Raw genomic sequence first — 17,253 nt, 5'->3', positions numbered from 1 at the left:
CGGATCAGCCGGCGGCCAGGGCCTCCAGGACCTGGTCGCCGTACTTGGCCAGCTTGTTCTCGCCCACGCCGCTGATCCGGCCCAGCTCGGCCAGGGAGGACGGCAGGGCGGTGGCGATCTCGCGCAGCGTCGCGTCGTGGAAGATCACGTAGGCGGGGACGCCCTGCTCCTTGGCGGTGGCGCCGCGCCAGGCGCGGAGGCGCTCGAAGACCGGGACGGCCTCGGGGGCCAGCTCGACCACGGCCTTGGCGGCCTTGGACGTCTTCGCGGCCTTGGCCGCCGGGCGCTCGGCCTCACGGCGCATCATGACCTTGCGCTCGCCGCGCAGGACCTCGGCGCTGGCCTCGGTCTGGAGGAGGGTGCCGTGGTCGCTCTCGACGGCGATCAGGCCCTGGGCGAGGAGCTGGCGGACGACGCCGCGCCACTCGGCCTCGCGGAGGTCGGCGCCTACGCCGAACGGCTTGAGGGAGTCGTGGTCGAACTGGATGACCTTGGCGCTCTTCTTGCCGAGCAGGATGTCGATGATGTGCCCGGCGCCGAACTTCTGGCGGCGCTCCCGGTCGAGCCGGACGATCACCGACAGGACCTTCTGCGCGGCGACGGTCGCGTCCCAGGTCTGCGGGGGTGACAGGCACGTGTCGCAGTTCCCGCAGGGTTCGCCGCCGGCCTGGCCGAAGTAGTTGAGGAGCTGGACGCGGCGGCACTCGACGGTCTCGCAGAGGGCGAGCATCGAGTCGAGGTGGGTGGCCTGGCGGCGGCGGTGCGCGGCGTCGCCCTCGCCGCCGTCGATCATCTTGCGGAGGTTGACGACGTCCTGGAGGCCGTAGGCGAGCCAGGCGGTGGAGGGGAGGCCGTCGCGTCCGGCGCGCCCGGTCTCCTGGTAGTAGCCCTCGACGGACTTGGGCAGGTCGAGGTGGGCGACGAAGCGGACGTCGGGCTTGTCGATGCCCATGCCGAACGCGATCGTCGCGACGATGACGAGGCCGTCCTCGCGCAGGAAGCGGGACTGGTGCTCGGCGCGGGTCCGAGCGTCCAGGCCCGCGTGGTAGGGGAGGGCCTCGATGCCGTTCTGGGTGAGGAACTCGGCGTGCTTCTCCACCGAGTTGCGCGACAGGCAGTACACGATGCCCGCGTCGCCCTGGTGCTCGTTGCGCAGCAGGTGCAGGAGCTGGCGTTTCGCGTCGGTCTTCGGCTCGATGCGGTACTGGATGTTCGGCCGGTCGAAGCTCGCGACGAAGTGCTTGGCCTGTTCGAGGCCGAGCCGGGAGGCGATCTCCGCGCGGGTCGCCTCGGTGGCGGTGGCGGTGAGCGCGATGCGCGGGACGTCCGGCCAGCGCTCGTGCAGGCCCGACAGCATCAGGTAGTCGGGACGGAAGTCGTGGCCCCACTGGGAGACGCAGTGCGCCTCGTCGATCGCGAACAGCGCGATCGTGCCGCGGTCGAGCAGCTCGATCGTGGACCCGAGGCGGAACCGCTCGGGGGCCAGGTAGAGCAGGTCCAGCTCGCCCGCCGCGAACTGGGCCTCGACGACGCGGCGCTCGTCGTGGTCCAGGGTCGAGTTGAGGAACCCGGCCTGGACGCCGAGGGCGCGCAGCGCGTCCACCTGGTCCTGCATGAGGGCGATGAGCGGCGAGATGACGATCCCGGTGCCCTTCCGGACCTGCGCGGGGATCTGGTAGCACAGCGACTTCCCGCCGCCGGTCGGCATCAGCACGAGCGCGTCGCCGCCGTCGACGACGTGGTCGATGATCTCGCCCTGCCCGTCACGGAACGCGTCGTAGCCGAACACGCGCCGCAGCGTCTCCAGCGCCTCGGGGGAAGCCATCGCCCCATCCTAGGAGCCGCCACCGACACCCGTCCCCGGGAACGCCTCAGGAACCGAGCCGCCCGACCAGCTCCGGCGTGATCTCGTCCAGGTGCCGGACGGTGTGCGCGGCGAGGTCCAGCGCCTCCGGGGCGGGCGGGTGCGCCTCGCGCGGCACGGCGATCACCGCCATCCCCGCCGCGTGCGCCGAGCGCAGGCCGTTCGCGGAGTCCTCGACGGCGACGCACGCCCCGGCCGGGACCTCCAGCCGCGCCGCGACGGTGAGGTAGCCGTCGGGTTCCGGCTTCCCCCGGTCGACCTCCTCGGTGGAGACGGTGGCGCGGAACAGGGCCTCCACCCCGAGCTTGCCGAGGGCGAGGTCGATCAGCGCGCGCGGCGACGAACTGGCCAGCCCCAGCGGACGGTACTCGGCCATCCGCTGGACGGCCTCCCGCGCGCCCGGCAGCAGCGGCGGCCCGTCCGCGTAGCGCTGGGACATCTGGTCGATCACCTCGTAGGCGACCTCGTCGGCCGTGACGCCCTCGACGAGGTCGGTCGCGATGTAGTCGGCCCACTCGGGGGTGCTCATGCCCATCAGCCGCTCCTGGGTGTCCGGGAGCCAGCGCCCGCCGCGGGCGGACACGTAGCCGCGGCGGACCTCCTCCCACAGCGGTTCGGAGTCGATCAGGACGCCGTCCAGGTCGAACACGATGGCCTGCACGGGCATGGGCCCCTCCTCGCTCGGCGTGGTCTCCCGGCAACGATCACTACCCGGTGCGATCGCCGGGGAACCCCCCGTACGAGCCGAACGGAAGTTCTCCCGCGGGGGAGGCGTCGTCCGGGGGGTCTCTGGCATGGTGGGGGGCCTCCGTCCCCCCTCCGGAGTCACAGCAGAGGAGATCTGCCCATGGTGTTCCTCGGTTTCCTACTCGTCGCGGCGGCCCTCGTGGTGGCGGTCGGCGTCGTCCTCGACAACACCGGTCCCGTGCACCTCACCCTCTTCGGCGAGACCGTGCCGGGGGTGGACGACCAGTGGCAGGTCTTCCTGGCGGGCGCCGCCGTCGCCCTCGTCTTCATCGCCGGGGCGATGCTCACGTTCCTCGGTGCCGGACGGGTCATGCGCGCCCGGCGGGACCTGCGCTACCTGCGCGAGGAGCACGAGGAGTCGCTCAGCACGCTGGAGATGGAGAAGCGCCAGCTCCAGCGGGAACTCGCGCGCATCCGGCAGAGCGCCGCCGCCGCGCAGCCCGCCGCCGCGCAGCCCGCGGCTCCGGAGACCGGGGTCCCGGTCCCGGCGGGTGCGGCGACGCGTCCCGTCGCGGCCGCGTCCCGGCAGCAGAACCCCGCCGCGTCGCCCTTCTTCCACCGCAACGAATGAGCCCTCCTCGTACCGGATGATGAGTGAGCCGCACGGCGAAATCGCCATGTAGAGGGATGGCAGGCGCGTCCCCGACCAGCATGATCGTGGTGTGCGGATACTTCTCAAGATCGGCATTACGGCGGCCGCCCTGGCGGTGGCCACCGCGCTGCTGGACGGCATCACGGTCTCCGGCGACACGGCCGGGCGGCGGGCGCTGACGCTGGTCGCGGTCGCGGCCATCTTCGGCCTTGTCAACGCCATCATCAAGCCGATCGTCAAGACGCTCGGCTGCGCCCTCTACGTCCTCACCCTGGGGCTCATCGGGCTCGTGGTGAACGGGCTGCTGCTGTGGCTGACCAGCGTCGTCGCCGACCGCCTGGACCTGCCCTTCCACGTCACCGGCTTCTGGCCCGCCTTCTGGGGCGCGATCGTCGTCGGCGTCGTCGGCTGGCTCCTCCACCTCGTCCTCGGCGGCGACGACGACTGACCCGGCCGCTAACCCCAGGTGAGCGACGCGGCGCGGGCTCGGGCGAAGGGACTGTCCTCCTCCTCCGGCCCGGCGCCGCCGACGAGGATCCAGCGGCGGGCGCGGACGGCGCCGACCAGCAGCTCCGCGTCGGTGAGGCGTCCCGCGTCCGCGACGATCAGAGTGTCGAACTCCTCCTCGGCGGCGGTGAGCCCGGCGCCGAGCGGGGTGCCGACGACCAGGTCGGCGGTGCGGAGCAGGCCCTCGGCCGCGCCGTCGGCGGCGGCCCCGCCGTCCAGGTAGGCGGTGAGCCGCTCGATCCTGGCCATCGCCCGCGTCTGGTGCGTGCTGATCAGCTCGGGATCGCCGACCGGGTCCGCGCCGCAGATCTCCCGGACGTTCTCGCGCGAGCGCGCCTCCGCCTCGACCGCGGTCTCCAGGTCCCGCTCGCGGGACGCCAGCTCCCGCTCGGCCTCCGCCGTGCGCCGCTCCAGAGCGGAACGTGTCTCGACGGCGTGCGTGGCCGCCGCCTCCGCGGCGGCCTTGGCCCGCCCGACGGTGGCGAGGGCCTCCTCCCGGGCCACGCGCGCGGCCTCCACCCGCTCCTCGATCGCCCGCGCGGCCTGCTGCGCGACGCGGGCCTCCATGCTCATCTGCGTCGCCTTGTCCACGGACTCGGCGGCCAGCCTCGCCTGCTCCTGGTAGGCGGCCGCCGCGCTCTCCCGCTCGGACGCGAGCCAGATGAGCTCCGTGCCGAGGCGCTCCTGCGCCTCCCGCGCGTGCGCGAGCCGCGTGCCGCCGTCGGACACGAACGCCGCGAGCTCCTGGTGGCGCCGCCCCGCCTTCTCCGCCGCGTCCTTGGCCTCCTGGGCGCGCCTGGCCGCCTCGTCCGCCTCCCTGGCGCGGGCCTTGACCTCGGCGCGCATGCCGCTCAGCCCGGACGGCGGGGACGCCACGTGCATGCGCTGCCCGAGCGTCATCTTCCGCTTCATCGCCGACAGCGCCGACTCCGCCGACACGAGCCGGTAGTAGGCCGCGTGGCCCTCCCCGGAGGCGTCCGCGTCGGCCGCCGTCAGCCGCTCGGCCTCCGCGGCGACGCCCGGGAGCGCCTCCTTCGCCCGCTCCAGCTCGTCGGTCAGCGACGCCTCAAGGTCGCGCGCCGCCTGGAGCTCGGCCTGCGCGGTCGTGTCGCGCGCGTGCAGCTCGGCGCAGCGGGCCTGGGCGGCGTCGGCGTCGCGGGTGCGGTCGCTCGCGTCGGCCGCCGCCGCGTCCGCCACCGCCTGGCGCCGTTCGGCCTCCGCCTTCGGGCCCGCCAGCTCGGCCTCCGCCTCGTCCTGGACGGTGATGAGCCGCTCCGCCGCCGCCTCGGCGTCGACCGCGCCCTGCTCGGCCGCCGCCTCCGCGGCGCCCGCGTCCTCGATCTCCTTGGTGAGCGCGGCCAGTTCGGCTTCCAGCTCCGCGCGGCGCCGCGTGTTCTCGTCCTGGACGGCGCGCAGCGCCGCCGCGTCGCGGGGCCACTGCTCCAGCCACATCAACCCGCGCTTGAGCAGCCGCGCCTCGGTCTCCCACGACTGCCGCCACGCCTCCCCCACGGGCCGGACGACCGCGTCGCGCACCCATTCCTCGGGCTCGCGGGGCGGCTCCGCCGGGTTCGGTAGGTCGGGGAGGGTCATGTCGAGGGCGCCCTCGTCGTCGAAGCTCAGCGGCCTGAACTCCACGGTGCCGTTGGAGCCGAACTCGCCGCGCGGGGTGGGGCCGTCCGGCTCGGCCGGGGGCGTCGCCGGGCGCGTCTCGATCAGGAGGGCGAAGACGTCGTCCCGCATGCTCCGCAGCAGTTCCGCGGCCCGCTCCTGGTCGGGGGCGAGGAGGAGCGCCCGCTGGCCGGCGTCCAGCGACTCCTGGACGGCGGCGCGGACGGCGGCGTCCTCGTCCCGCGTCTCCACGATCTGGACGTCATCGCCGGAGGTCAGGGAGCCCGGGGCGACGAGCAGCCTGGCCAGGCTCTCCCAGTCGCCGGCGACCCGCCCCTCCCGGAACGCGCGCACGGCCGCGATGTAGGGCGCCCACCCGACCGCCTCGGACGAGGACTCCCGCAGCCGCGCCTCGCGCTCCTCGAAACCCTCGGTCAGCGCGCCGTAGGTGGACTCGACCAGATTGGCGCCGTCCCAGCCGTCCTCCAGGATCACGCCCGCCTCGTCGTCCACGAGGGGCTCGACCTCCGGGAGCGGCGCGGTCCGCGCGACGGGCTCTGGCTCCGCGACAGGCGCGGGCTCCGCGACCGGCTCGACCTGCGCGACCGGCTCCGCGACCGGCTCGACCTGCGCGATCGGCGCGGGCTCCGAGACCGGTTCGTCCTGCGTGACCGGCTCCGCGACCGGCTCCGCGACCGGTTCGACCTCCGCGGTCGGCTCCGCCGCCCGCTCCGCGAGCGGGACGAGATCCGGAGCGTGAGGAGATCGCTCGTCCTCGTGCGGCTCGTTGGGCTCTGCTGACTGCTTCACCGACGCCATCCCGTTCCAGATCGACCCCGGGGCCGTATTTCTCCCCTTCTGCTCCGGACTAACGTCTCACAGCTTATGGATCAGCGGTGTGCGGCGAGAACGGCATGATGATCTTCGCCGGGGCCCGGCCGCGGATCCGGATGGACGAGGGCGCCCGACAGCCGGGGCAGCGCGTGCAGGAGGCTGTGCTCGGCGTCCACGGCGACCCGGTGGGCCTGGACGATCGTCGAGAGCGGATCGACGATCACGTCGCATTCGGCGCGCAGGCGGTGCCCGATCCAGCGGAGCCGGACCGAGCCGACGCCGAGGACGCCGCGCGTCCCCGCCAGGGCCTCCTCGGCGCGGTCGACGAGGCCGGGATCGACGGCGTCCATCAGGCGGCGCCACACCTCGCGGGCCGTCTGCCACAGCACGGCGAGGATCGCGAGCGTGATCAGCAGGCCGACGGCGGGGTCGGCCCAGGGGAGGCCGAGCGCGAGGCCCCCGGCGCCGAGCAGGACGGCGAGGGAGGCGAAGCCGTCGGTGCGGGCGTGCAGGCCGTCGGCCACCAGCGCCGCTGAGCCGATCCGGCGGCCCACGCGGACGCGGTAGCGGGCGACGAGCTCGTTCCCCACGAACCCGGCCAGCCCGGCCGCCGCGACCGCCCCAAGGTTTTCCACAGGCTGTGGATGGGCGAATCTGTGGACGGCCGCGTATCCGGCCGCCACCGAGGACGCGGCGACCGCGAGCACGATCACGACACCCGCGAGGTCCTCGGCGCGGCCGTAGCCGTAGGTGTAGCGGCGCGTCGGCGGGCGCCCGCCCAGCACGAACGCGACGCCCAGCGGGACGGCGGTCAGCGCGTCCGCCGCGTTGTGCAGCGTGTCGCCGAGCAGCGCGACGGACCCGGAGAACGCGAACACCACCGCCTGGACGAGCGTCGTGGCGCCGAGCCCGGCCAGCGAGATCCACAGCGCCCGCATGCCATCGGCGCCGCCCTCCAGCGCGGAGCCGACCCTGTCCGCCGTCCCGTGGGAATGCGGCCGCAGAACGTGGCGCAGCCGCCCGTGCCGATGCTCGCTCATCCCCCCACGATGACCCAGAAGTCGCGTTGCAGCACCTCGACAACAGCGGTGTTTTCGCAGGTGCGGCACGGTGGCCGCTACAGATCGGTGGTCAGTGCGGGTTGGTGGCCAGCAGCTCCGCCAGGAGGTCGTCCAGCGTGACGATGCCCGCGAACTCGTTCCGCGCGTCGTTCACGACGGCGAGCGGCGCGCGCGTGCGGCGCATCCGGCTGACCGCGTCCAGCACGGTCGTCTCCGCCGTCAGGACGGGCGCCGGGTGCGCCAGGTCGGCCGCGCGGCGTTCGCCGTCGGGTTCGGTGATGGCGGCGCGGACGTGCACGATCCCGGTCATCGTGCCGTCGGCCTCGCGGACGAGCAGCCGGTTGTGGCCGCTGGCGGTCGCCGTGCGGCGGATCTGCGCGGCGGTCGCGTCCGCGCCGATCGTGGTCACCGACGTGGCGGGCACGACCAGCGGCCCGACCGTCGCGACCCGCGCGGAGATGGCGCGTCCGAGCAGCTCGTGGTCGTGCCTGCCGATGAGGCCGAGGCGGCGGGACTCGCCGAGCAGGTGGCTGAGGCGGGCCGGGTCGGTGTGGCTGTCCAGCTCGTCCCGGGGCGTGACGCCGATCAGCCGCAGCAGCGCGTTCGTCGTGGCGTTCAGCGCCGACAGGACGGGGCGGGAGACCTTCGCGAAGCCGCGGAACGGCAGCGCCAGCAGCAGCGCCGACCGCTCCGGGTGGGTGATCGCCCAGGACTTCGGCGCCATCTCCCCCACGACCATGTGCAGGAAGGTCACGACCGCGAGCGCGCAGGTCAGCGCGATCGCCTTCGAGCCCGCCTCGGGGACCCCTGCGGCGTGCAGCGGCGGTTCCAGGACGTGCTCGAACGCGGGCTCGGTGACGATCGCGAGGCCGAGCGAGCACATCGTGATCCCGAACTGCGCGCCCGCCAGCATCAGCGACAGCTCGCGGACGCCCGCGACGGCCGCCACGGCGGGACGGCTGCCCTTGGCCGCCGCGCGTTCGAGCTGCGGGCGGTTGGCCGCCACCAGCGCGAACTCGGCCGCGACGAAGAACCCGTTCCCGATCAGCAGCAGGACGGTGATCAGCAGCGAGGTCAGCGGGTCCACGACACCTCCTGCTCGACGTCGGTCTCTCCGGAATCCGCCTGCCCGGTCTCCGCCGGAACCGCCACCGGGCCGGGGTCGGCCGGACGCGGCGCCGAGCCGCGGATGCGGATCTTCTCCGCGACGCGGCGCGCCACGCTGACGACCTCCAGCTCGACCTGCCCGGCGCCGTCCAGCGCGACCGTGAGGCGGTCGCCGGGGCTCGGCAGCCGGCGCAGCTCGGCCATGACGAGGCCGCCGAGGGTGTCGTAGGCGTCGCCCTCGGGCAGGTCGAGGCCGGTCAGCCGGCCGACCTCGTCGATGCGCATGCCGGCGTCGACCAGCCAGGAGCCGTCGGGGCCCGAGGTCGGGGCGTCCTCGCGGGCGTCGGTCTCGTCGGAGATCTCGCCGACCAGCTCCTCGGCGACGTCCTCGAAGGTGAGGATGCCGGCGAGGCCGCCGTACTCGTCCACGACGCAGGCGAACTCCTCGTTCGCGTCGCGCATGTGCTCGATCACGCCGTACAGCGGCTGGCTGCCCGGGACGAGCAGCGCCGGACGGGCGATCCGCGCGAGCGGCGTCGCGGGGTCGAGCGCGTCGTCGGCGACCTCGCGGACGCCGGCGACGCCGATGACGTCGTCGACCTCCTGCCCGTAGACGGGGTAGACGCTGTGCCCGCTCTCGCGGATCAGGTCGACGAGGTCGGCGGCGGTGGCGGTGCCCGGCAGCGTGCTGACCTGCGGGCGCGGCACCATGACCTCGTCCGCCGTCAGGTCGCCGAACGACAGCGCGCGCTCCAGCAGGCCGGACAGGTCGGCGGGCAGGTGCCCGGAGCTGTGCGACTTGCCGATGATGTCGCCGAGCTCCTCCAGCGTCGCGCCGCTGTGCAGCTCGTCGACGGGCTCGACGCCGACGGCGCGCAGCAGGCGCTCGGCGGCGCGGTCGAACAGCCGGATCAGCGGGCCCGCGACCGCCAGGTAGAGGAGGGTCGAGGCGGCCAGCGCGCGCGCCAGCGTCTCGGCGCGCGCGAGCGCGAGGTTCTTGGGGAACAGCTCGCCCAGCAGCATCTGGATGAGCGTCGCCAGGACGAAGCCGGTGGCGAGGGCGATCGCGCCGGTCGCGCCGGTCGGGACGCCCGCCACCTCCAGCAGCGGCTCGATCAGCTCGGCGAGCGCGGGCTTGGCGATGAAGCCGACGACCAGGGTGGTCATCGTGATGCCGAGCTGCGCGCCCGACAGCATGAACGACAGCCGGCCGATCACCCGCAGCGCCCGGCGGGCGGCGGCGTCGCGCTCGGCGGCCTGCTGGAGCGCCGCGCGGTCGGCGGCGACGTAGGCGAACTCCTGTGCGACGAAGTATCCGGTGGCGGCGGTGAGGATGACCACCGCGAGCACCCCCAGGGCCGCGCTCACCATCGGGCACCGGGTCTATGACTGGGGTCCGACACCGCGGACTCACCACTCCTCTCGTAGACGACCTACCTGCGTAACGCCACCTTGCGATGCGAGGTTCCTGAAGCACAAGGGTATGGGCGCGACCGGACGGCGGCCGAGGACGCGCTGGACACCCGCCGAAAGCGGCGCCGACACACTCCGCTCACCGCCCTGTACGCAGCGGAACGGCCGGACGGCGAAAAGCCCGAAAACTGGGCGAAAGGGGAGGGTGGCGGCCGGAGATGGACGCTTGTTTCATAGAGTGTCACGGATCACACTTATGGGTGAGCGCAAGCCCGATCCTGGAAGCGGTTCCCGCTCCCGAGCCGCCAGGACCGGGGGAGCTCACGGGGACCGAGAGAGCCGACCGCGGGACTGACGTGGAAGAAAGCGGGGCAGGGGCCGCCGCGCCCATGAGCCGGGAGGGCGTCGACCATGCCCTGCGCGGACTGCACGAGGAGCGGGAGCGGATCGCGTCCTCCCTGCTCGACCTCGACGGCCACCACGGCATCCGGCTGCTCAAGGGCGCCCGGCTCACCGGCGAGACGTGGCGGCGCTGGCAGGCGGCGCAGGCCAGGCTCGCGGTGCTGTGGCGGATCTTCGACGCCTACCAGCGCGTCCTGGACGCGGCGTCGGAGCTGCGCGAGCGCGCCTCCCGCCTGGACGCGGCGACGCTGGTGGAGCTGACCGGGATGCTGTCGGGGCTGTCGGTGGAGATGCCGGACGGCGAGATCCCCCTGGAGGCGCGGACGCTGCTCGGCCCGAGCGAGCGCCGGGTGACCCTGGACGAGGCGGTGGCGCTGATGTCGGAGGCGTACGCGTTCGTCGCCGGTGAGGTCGCGGCGGCGGACGCGGCATGGTCGGCACTGCTCGTCCCGCTGGAGGAGGCCGAGGAGGGCTGGCGCGAGACCGCCCGGCTGGCCCACTCGCTGGACGGCACCCGCCACCCCGAGCTGGACCGGCTGGGACGGGAGCTGACCGCGCTCGGCAGGCTCGTCCGCACCGACCCGCTGTCGCTCGTCAAGAATGGGAAGGCCGACACGACGCGGCTGGACCGCGTCCGCTCGACGCTGTCGTCGCTGCGCGGCGAGCTGTCGGGCGTGGCCCGGCTGCGCGACGGCTACGCCGAGCAGATGGAGCAGGTCACCGCGGCCATCGACGAGGTCGAGGCGCTGGAGCGGCGGGTCCTCGCCACCTACACGATCGTGCTGGAGAAGATCGAGTCGCCGATGCTGCCCGAGCCGGGGCTCGGCCTCGCCGCGGGGCTGCGCGACCGGTTCGGCGCGCTGGAGCGGCTCCGCGAGGCGGGCCGCTGGGTCGAGATGGCGGGCCGGGTCGCCGAGCTGGAGCGCGCGGCGGAGGACGCCAGGGAACGTGCCTGGAGCGATCTCCGGCTGGGCGCGGGGCTGCTCGACCGGCGCAACGAGCTGCGCGGGCGGCTGGAGGCCTACCGCGCGAAGGCCGCGCGCCTCGGGCTCGCCGAGGATGACAAGCTCACCCTGCTCTACGGGCAGGCCCGCGACCTGCTGTGGACGGCGCCGTGCGACCTGCGCGGATCGACGGTCGCGGTGGCGGAGTACCAGCGCGCGATCAGGGAGTGCGGGCCCGAGGAGACGGGGACCCCGCCATGATCCGATGCGCCCAGGACGGCTGCGCGGGCGGCGTCGAGGCCGACGGCTTCTGCGACGTCTGCGGGATGGCGCCGCTGCCCGAGCCGCCGCCGGCGAACCCGGCGGCGGTGGAGGCGACCGAGGCCGCGCGGGCGTCCGGGGCGTCCGGGTCGGCGCCGGTCGTGGTGCTCGCCGGACCCGAGGCCCCCGCCTCGGAGTCCTCCGGCCCGAGCGGCTCCACCGGCTCCACGGGCCCGACCGGCTCCGCGGGCTCCATGGGTTCCACGGGCCCGACCGGTTCCACGGGCTCGGCGGGCTCCGCCGGTTCCACCGGCTCGACGCGGCGCGGCATGCTCGGGGCCGGGCTGGTGGAGGTGCCGCCGGTCCCGGCCCGCGACCCCGCGTCCGCGATCATGCAGGATCCGCGGGTGCCGGAGAGCCGCCGCTTCTGCAGCCGCTGCGACGCGGCGGTCGGCCGCGGCCGGGACGGGCGCCCGGGACGCACCGAGGGCTTCTGCAAGAGCTGCGGGCACCCGTTCTCGTTCACGCCGAAGCTGCGCGCGGGCGAGATGATCGGCGGCCAGTACGAGGTGCTCGGCTGCCTCGCGCACGGCGGCCTCGGCTGGGTGTACCTGGCGCGCGACCACAACGTCAGCGAGCGCTGGGTCGTGCTGAAGGGCATGCTCGACACCGGCGACGCCGACTCGCTGGCCGCCGCGACCGCCGAGCGCGCGTTCCTGGCCGAGGTCGAGCACCCCAACATCGTCAAGATCTACAACTTCGTGAAGCACGCCGGGTCCGGCTACATCGTGATGGAGTACGTCGGCGGGCGGTCGCTGAAGGACATCCTGCTCTCGCGCCGCGACGCGGAGGGCGAGCAGGCGTCGCTGCCGCTCGGTCAGGTGATCGCCTACGGCCTTGAGGTGCTCAGCGCGCTCGGCTACCTGCACGGCGTCGGGCTGCTGTACTGCGACTTCAAGCCCGACAACGCGATCCAGTCCGAGGAGCAGCTCAAGCTGATCGACCTCGGCGGGGTGCGGCGCGCGTTCGACGTCGACAGCCCGATCTTCGGGACGCCCGGCTACCAGGCGCCCGAGATCGGCTCGCGCGGCCCGTCGATCACCTCCGACCTCTACACGGTCGGCCGTACGCTCGCCGTGCTGAGCATCCCGTTCGCGGGCTACACCCGGCGGCACCTGCGGAGCCTGCCGCCGCGCGAGGAGGTGCCGCTGTTCCAGCGGCACGAGTCCTACCACCGGCTGCTGCGGCGGGCGACGCACCCCGACCCCGCGCGCCGGTTCCAGAGCGCGGCGGAGATGGCGCAGCAGCTCACGGGCGTGCTGCGGGAGGTGCTGTCGGCCGAGGACGGGCGTCCCCGCCCGGCGCCCTCGGCGCTGTTCGGCCCCGAGCAGCACACCGCCGGGGCCGAGGTCGTCGCCAGCCCAGGCGAGGACCGCCGCGAGGACGCGGGCACACCGGCGGGGCTGCGTCCCGACGCGGGCTGCGCGTCGGTCCTCGTGCCGCTGGAGGCGCGGGCGGCGGCGGTGGCGCTGCCGGTCCCGCTGGTGTACGGCTCGGACCCGGCCGCCGCGTTCCTCGCGGGGCTCACCGCCCGCGACCCCGGCGACCTGGCCGCCGCGCTGGAGGCGGCGCCGGTCGCCTCCCGCGAGGTCAGGCTCGCGCTCGTCCGGGTCAGGATCGAGCTGGGCGGGCTCGCGGAGGCGGGCGCGCTGCTCGACGAGCTGGCCCGGGACGGCCCGGACGACTGGCGCGTCGACTGGTACCGCGGCGTCCGCGCCCTCGCCGACGGGCGCGCCGGCGACGCCTCCGCCGTCTTCACCGACCTGTACGACCTGATGCCGGGCGAGCACGCCCCCAAGCTCGCGCTCGCGTTCTGCCACGAGTGCCGCGGCGACACCGCCGAGGCCGGACGCTTCTACGAGACGGTCTGGCGCACCGACCCCACCCACGTGAGCGCCGCGTTCGGGCTCGCCCGCGTCAGGCTGGGCGTCCGCGACCGGGCCGGGGCCGAGCGCGTGCTCGACTCGATCCCCCGGGTCTCCAGCCACCACCTCGCCGCGCAGCTCGCGGCGGTCGCGGCGGCGGTGCGCGGGCGCCGCCCCCGCGACCTGGACGCGGCCTCGCTCATCGAGGCCGGCCGCCGGTTGCAGGCGCTCCGGCTCGACACCGAGCGGCGCGCGGCGTTCGCCGCCGAGGTGCTGGAGGCGGCGCTGGCGTGGGTGCGCGCCGACCGCGACCCGGCGCGTCCGGCGCGGGGGCAGACGATCCTCGGCGTGCCGATGCGGGAGGCGAGACTCCGGAGGAGGCTGGAGGAGAGCTACCGGGTGCTGGCCAAGCTCGCGGGCGGCCCCGAGCGGCGGCACGCGATGGTGAAGCGGGCCAACGCCGTCCGCCCGAGGACCCTGCTGTGAACCCCCGTGCTGTCAGACCCCGTGCTGTGAACCCCCGTGCTGTGAACCCCCGTGCTGTGAACCGCTGCCCGACCCGATCAGGGAGCCCGGCATGAGCGACCTTCCCGAGTTCACGATCCGCGTCGACCAGAACCCCTACCTGCCGGCGGGCGCCCGGGAGATGCACGCGATCGTCTCGGTGGAGGCCGCGAGCGCCGGCCCGCCGGTGCGGGCGCAGGCGCCGCGCCGCGGCCCGGCGGCCGAGATCATCATCGTCGACACCTCCGGGTCGATGTCCTACGGCGGCAAGCTGGTCGCGGCCAAGCGCGCCGCCCGCGCCGCCGTCAAGGCGCTGCGCGACGGCGTGCACTTCGCCGTGGTCGGCGGCGCGAACCAGCCGAGGATGATCTACCCGCAGGGCGAGCGGCTCGTCCGGGCGGGGGACCGGACGCGGCGCGGCGCGCTCGTCGCCATCGGGCGGCTGGACGCGGCGGGCGGCACCGCGATCGGCTCGTGGCTGCGGCTCGCCGGGAGGCTGTTCGAGGGGCACCGCGACGCCGTCCGGCACGCGATCCTGCTGACCGACGGCAAGAACCAGCACGAGAGCGCCGCCGAGCTGGACGCGGCGCTCCGGCACTGCGCGGACGCCTTCGTCTGCGACGCGCGCGGCGTCGGCACCGACTGGGACGTCGCCGAGCTGCGCAAGATCACCTCGGTGCTGCTCGGCGGGTTCCTCGACGTCCCCGACCCGGCCGACCTGGAGTCCGACTTCCTGTCGATGACGCGGGACGCGATGGGCAAGGAGGTCGCGGACGTGGCGCTGCGCGTGTGGACGCCGCAGCACGCGCGGCTGCGGTTCGTGAAGCAGATGGTGCCGCTCGTGGAGGACCTCACCGGCCGCCGGAGCGAGTCGGGCCGCCAGACGGGCGACTACCCGACCGGCGCGTGGGGCACCGAGGAACGCGAGTACCACCTGTGCGTCGAGGTGCCGCCGGGCGACGTCGGGCGGCAGATGCGCGCGGCCTGGGTGAAGATCGTCGTCCCGGCGGCGGGCGAGGAGCCCGAGCGGGAGCTGGCGCACGGCAGCGTCCTCGCCGAATGGACCGAGGACGAGGGCAAGTCCACCCGGATCAACGGGCGCGTCGCGCACCACACCGGGCAGTCCGAGCTGGCCGACGCGATCCGGGAGGGGCTGGAGGCGCGCCGCGAGGGCGACGAGGACACCGCGACGACCCGCCTCGGCCGCGCGGTCGTGCTGGCCCAGCGGGTCGGGAACGAGCAGATCGCCGGGCTGCTGGACCGGGTCGTGGACGTCGTCGATCCCGAGACCGGCACCGTCCGGCTGAAACGCGGGGTGTCCAAGGCCGACGAGATGTCGCTGGACACGCGCTCCGTGCGGACGGTGCGCACCCGCCACGGCGACCGGGAAGCGAACGAGGGCGGAGGCTGAGCCCATGTCGGACTGCCCGAACTGCGGCGCGCCACGCTCGGGCCGCTACTGCGAGATCGACGGCCACGACTTCGAGACCCCCGGACGGGTGGGCGCGCCCACGTTCGAGATGCCCGCCGCCCCCCGGCACACCTGGCTCAGGCCGATGATCCCGCCGCCGCGTCCGGGCAGGGCCAGGCCGGGTCCCCTGACGGCCGTGATCAACGCCGACCGGGACTACCACACCTCGGTGATCGCGCTGGAGGGGCCCGACTCGGCGGGGCTGGTGTTCCCGCCGTACTGCCCGGAGCGGCGCGTCCGGCTGTCGGGCGGCGAGGTGCGGATCGGGCGGCGCGGCGGTTCGGAGATCGACCTCGGCGTGCTTCCGGAGGACCCGGGCGTCTCGCACCTGCACGCGGTCCTCCTCGGGCAGCCCGACGGCACGTGGGTGCTGGTCGATCCCGGGTCCACCAACGGGACGACCCTCAACGGCGGCTCCGAACCGATCCCGGTGAACGTGCCCGTCCCGGTGGGCGCGGGGGACCGGATCCACGTCGGCGCCTGGACGACGATCACGCTGGCGCCGCCCGGGGGCCCGTCATGACGACGACGCGGAGGCGGCCGGTCTCCCGCGCGCTGCCACCCGTCCCGCCGGCCGAGCCGGAGACCAGGGCGGTCACCTTCGCCCGCGGACGATGGCTGCGCACCATCCCCGGGCAGATCCGCGCCTACGCGGTGGTGGCGCTGCTCGCGGTCGCCGCGCTGCTGGGCGTGCTCACGATGGCGGTCGGGAACGCGCGCGACTCCGTCCAGACGATCGGGCACGACGCGGGCCCGCAGGTGGTCGCGACCAGCGCGCTCTACTTCTCGCTCAGCGACATGGACGCGCAGGTCGCCAACATCCTGCTGATCGGGCGCGAGCACCGGCTCGGCATCGGCTACGACGAGTCGCTGCGCCTGTACGAGCGGCGCCGCGGGGAGGCGGTCGCGGCGGCCGTGCAGGCCGCGCAGCTCGCGGGCCGCGACACCGACCTGCGGACGACCGTCCAGGAGGTCCTCCAGGGCCTCGGACGCTACGAACGGCTCGTCGGTGGGGCGATGCTGCTGGACCGGCAGGCCGACCACGCGCCCGGGGAGCTGCCGAAACAGGTCATCGACGCCTACCGGCAGGCCACCGACCTGATGCGGCTCGAACTGCTGCCGAAGGCCTACAACATCACGCTCGACAGCGGCGCGGCCGTCCGGCAGGCGTATGAGACGAAGCGCTCGGCGGTGCTGTCGGGACGGACGTGGGTCGCGGTCACCGGGGCCATCGCGCTCCTGGTCCTCATCGCCGGGCAGGTGTACCTCACCCGCACGTTCCGCCGCCTGCTCAACCCGGCGCTGGTGCTGGCGACGGTCGTGACGCTCACGCTCGTCCTGGTCGGCGCGGGCCTGCTGTCGGCGCTCGCCGGGCACATCAGGACGGCCAAGCAGGACGGCTTCGACTCCGTCCTGGCGCTGTCGCGGGCCCGCGCGATCAGCCACAGCGCGTTCGCCGACGAGAGCCGCTACCTGCTCGACCCCGGCCGCGCCGACACCTACGAGCAGACCTACCTCGACAAGTCGCTCGCCGTGATCTACCCCGACATGGGCGCCAGGCCGGTGAACCTGGAGAGCTTCTACGCGGCCGTGAACGGCGGCATCGCGGGCTACAGGCCGGGCGACCCCGACCCCTTCCTCGGCTTCTTCGGGGACGAGGCGCGGGCGAGCGCCCGGGGCGGCGCGAGCGTAAACTTCGCGGAGGTGCTCCGGGCGTACCGGGTCGTCCTCGACTACGACCGGCGGATGCGCGACCTCGCGGCCAAGGGCGACCGCGCCGGGGCCGTGGACCTGCGGATGGGGCGCACGTCCACGGTGATCCGCGACTTCGGCACCTACGACGCCTCGCTCAGCGCTCTGACCGCCGTGCACCAGCGCGCGTTCGACACCGAGATCGCCGACGCCGACGGCGGGCTGCGCGGCTGGACCGCGCTGCCGCCGCTCGCTGGCGCCCTCATCGCCGTGCTGGTCGTCGCGGGCGTCCGTCCCCGGCTGGCCGAGTTCCGCTGA

13 protein-coding genes are annotated in these 17,253 nt (G+C 74.5%); 7 read left to right on the top strand and 6 right to left on the bottom strand.

The features are described 5' to 3' along the window. Window positions 1-4: 4 nt before the first annotated feature. Both recQ and GNZ18_RS31125 read right to left on the bottom strand, forming a co-directional pair. Complete coding sequence (gene recQ / locus GNZ18_RS31130) at window positions 5-1,825, bottom strand: DNA helicase RecQ (protein WP_156220225.1); 1,821 nt, start codon at window positions 1,823-1,825, stop codon at window positions 5-7. Window positions 1,826-1,871: 46 nt separating this feature from the next. Then, window positions 1,872-2,531: an HAD family hydrolase gene (locus GNZ18_RS31125; RefSeq protein ID WP_156220224.1), complete on the bottom strand. Its 660-nt coding sequence runs from the start codon at window positions 2,529-2,531 to the stop codon at window positions 1,872-1,874. A gap of 180 nt (window positions 2,532-2,711) precedes the next feature. On the opposite strand from GNZ18_RS31125, the gene GNZ18_RS31120 reads away from it, so the two are divergent. Further along, the gene (locus tag GNZ18_RS31120) at window positions 2,712-3,182 is read left to right on the top strand and encodes a hypothetical protein (RefSeq protein ID WP_216651498.1); all 471 of its coding nucleotides are present in this window, start codon (window positions 2,712-2,714) and stop codon (window positions 3,180-3,182) included. A 91-nt stretch (window positions 3,183-3,273) separates the two neighbouring features. After that, window positions 3,274-3,651: a phage holin family protein gene (locus GNZ18_RS31115; RefSeq protein ID WP_242882503.1), complete on the top strand. Its 378-nt coding sequence runs from the start codon at window positions 3,274-3,276 to the stop codon at window positions 3,649-3,651. An 8-nt stretch (window positions 3,652-3,659) separates the two neighbouring features. On the opposite strand, the gene GNZ18_RS31110 is transcribed toward GNZ18_RS31115, so the two are convergent. The 4 genes from GNZ18_RS31110 to GNZ18_RS31095 all read right to left on the bottom strand — a co-directional run bounded on the left by GNZ18_RS31110 (window position 3,660) and on the right by GNZ18_RS31095 (window position 9,694). After that, window positions 3,660-6,131, bottom strand: coding sequence for a hypothetical protein (locus GNZ18_RS31110; protein WP_156220223.1), 2,472 nt, complete (start codon window positions 6,129-6,131; stop codon window positions 3,660-3,662). 80 nt (window positions 6,132-6,211) lie between these two features. Then, window positions 6,212-7,195: a cation diffusion facilitator family transporter gene (locus tag GNZ18_RS31105; RefSeq protein ID WP_156220222.1), complete on the bottom strand. Its 984-nt coding sequence runs from the start codon at window positions 7,193-7,195 to the stop codon at window positions 6,212-6,214. Between the two features lie 91 nt (window positions 7,196-7,286). Then, window positions 7,287-8,303 carry a hemolysin family protein gene (locus tag GNZ18_RS31100; RefSeq protein WP_214615901.1) on the bottom strand — a complete coding sequence of 339 codons (1,017 nt, stop codon included), beginning with the start codon at window positions 8,301-8,303 and terminating at the stop codon, window positions 7,287-7,289. Continuing rightward, entirely contained in the window at window positions 8,291-9,694 is a 1,404-nt protein-coding gene (locus tag GNZ18_RS31095) for a hemolysin family protein (protein ID WP_156220221.1), read from the bottom strand. Before GNZ18_RS31095 ends, GNZ18_RS31100 begins: the two co-directional genes overlap by 13 nt. 431 nt (window positions 9,695-10,125) lie before the next feature. On the opposite strand from GNZ18_RS31095, the gene GNZ18_RS31090 reads away from it, so the two are divergent. The 5 genes from GNZ18_RS31090 to GNZ18_RS31070 all read left to right on the top strand — a co-directional run bounded on the left by GNZ18_RS31090 (window position 10,126) and on the right by GNZ18_RS31070 (window position 17,253). Continuing rightward, window positions 10,126-11,343 (top strand): hypothetical protein, encoded by a 1,218-nt coding sequence (locus GNZ18_RS31090; protein WP_156220220.1) that lies wholly within the window; start codon window positions 10,126-10,128, stop codon window positions 11,341-11,343. Beyond that, a complete protein-coding gene (locus GNZ18_RS31085) occupies window positions 11,340-13,754 on the top strand; it encodes a serine/threonine-protein kinase (RefSeq protein ID WP_156220219.1) in 2,415 nt (804 codons plus the stop codon). Before GNZ18_RS31090 ends, GNZ18_RS31085 begins: the two co-directional genes overlap by 4 nt. A gap of 91 nt (window positions 13,755-13,845) precedes the next feature. After that, on the top strand, window positions 13,846-15,183 hold the full coding sequence (locus tag GNZ18_RS31080; RefSeq protein WP_156220218.1) for a vWA domain-containing protein: 1,338 nt from the start codon (window positions 13,846-13,848) through the stop codon (window positions 15,181-15,183). A gap of 4 nt (window positions 15,184-15,187) precedes the next feature. Further along, window positions 15,188-15,766, top strand: a complete 579-nt coding sequence (locus tag GNZ18_RS31075; protein WP_156220217.1) for an FHA domain-containing protein — start codon at window positions 15,188-15,190, stop codon at window positions 15,764-15,766. Further along, window positions 15,763-17,253 (top strand): GlnX family signal transduction membrane protein, encoded by a 1,491-nt coding sequence (locus GNZ18_RS31070; RefSeq protein ID WP_156220216.1) that lies wholly within the window; start codon window positions 15,763-15,765, stop codon window positions 17,251-17,253. Before GNZ18_RS31075 ends, GNZ18_RS31070 begins: the two co-directional genes overlap by 4 nt.

Source organism: Actinomadura litoris, from assembly GCF_009733595.1.
Taxonomy (GTDB): Bacteria; Actinomycetota; Actinomycetes; order Streptosporangiales; family Streptosporangiaceae; genus Spirillospora; species Spirillospora litoris.
Note: the sequence above shows the minus strand (reverse complement) of the source record. Positions and strands in the feature narration are given on the sequence as shown.

Coding starts and splice junctions, on each gene's coding strand:
- recQ (WP_156220225.1), bottom strand. CDS start 1,825: ATGGCTTCCCCCGAGGCGCTGGAGACGCTGCGGCGCGTGTTCGGCTAC.
- GNZ18_RS31125 (WP_156220224.1), bottom strand. CDS start 2,531: ATGCCCGTGCAGGCCATCGTGTTCGACCTGGACGGCGTCCTGATCGAC.
- GNZ18_RS31120 (WP_216651498.1), top strand. CDS start 2,712: ATGGTGTTCCTCGGTTTCCTACTCGTCGCGGCGGCCCTCGTGGTGGCG.
- GNZ18_RS31105 (WP_156220222.1), bottom strand. CDS start 7,195: ATGAGCGAGCATCGGCACGGGCGGCTGCGCCACGTTCTGCGGCCGCAT.
- GNZ18_RS31095 (WP_156220221.1), bottom strand. CDS start 9,694: ATGGTGAGCGCGGCCCTGGGGGTGCTCGCGGTGGTCATCCTCACCGCC.
- GNZ18_RS31090 (WP_156220220.1), top strand. CDS start 10,126: ATGAGCCGGGAGGGCGTCGACCATGCCCTGCGCGGACTGCACGAGGAG.
- GNZ18_RS31085 (WP_156220219.1), top strand. CDS start 11,340: ATGATCCGATGCGCCCAGGACGGCTGCGCGGGCGGCGTCGAGGCCGAC.
- GNZ18_RS31080 (WP_156220218.1), top strand. CDS start 13,846: ATGAGCGACCTTCCCGAGTTCACGATCCGCGTCGACCAGAACCCCTAC.
- GNZ18_RS31075 (WP_156220217.1), top strand. CDS start 15,188: ATGTCGGACTGCCCGAACTGCGGCGCGCCACGCTCGGGCCGCTACTGC.
- GNZ18_RS31070 (WP_156220216.1), top strand. CDS start 15,763: ATGACGACGACGCGGAGGCGGCCGGTCTCCCGCGCGCTGCCACCCGTC.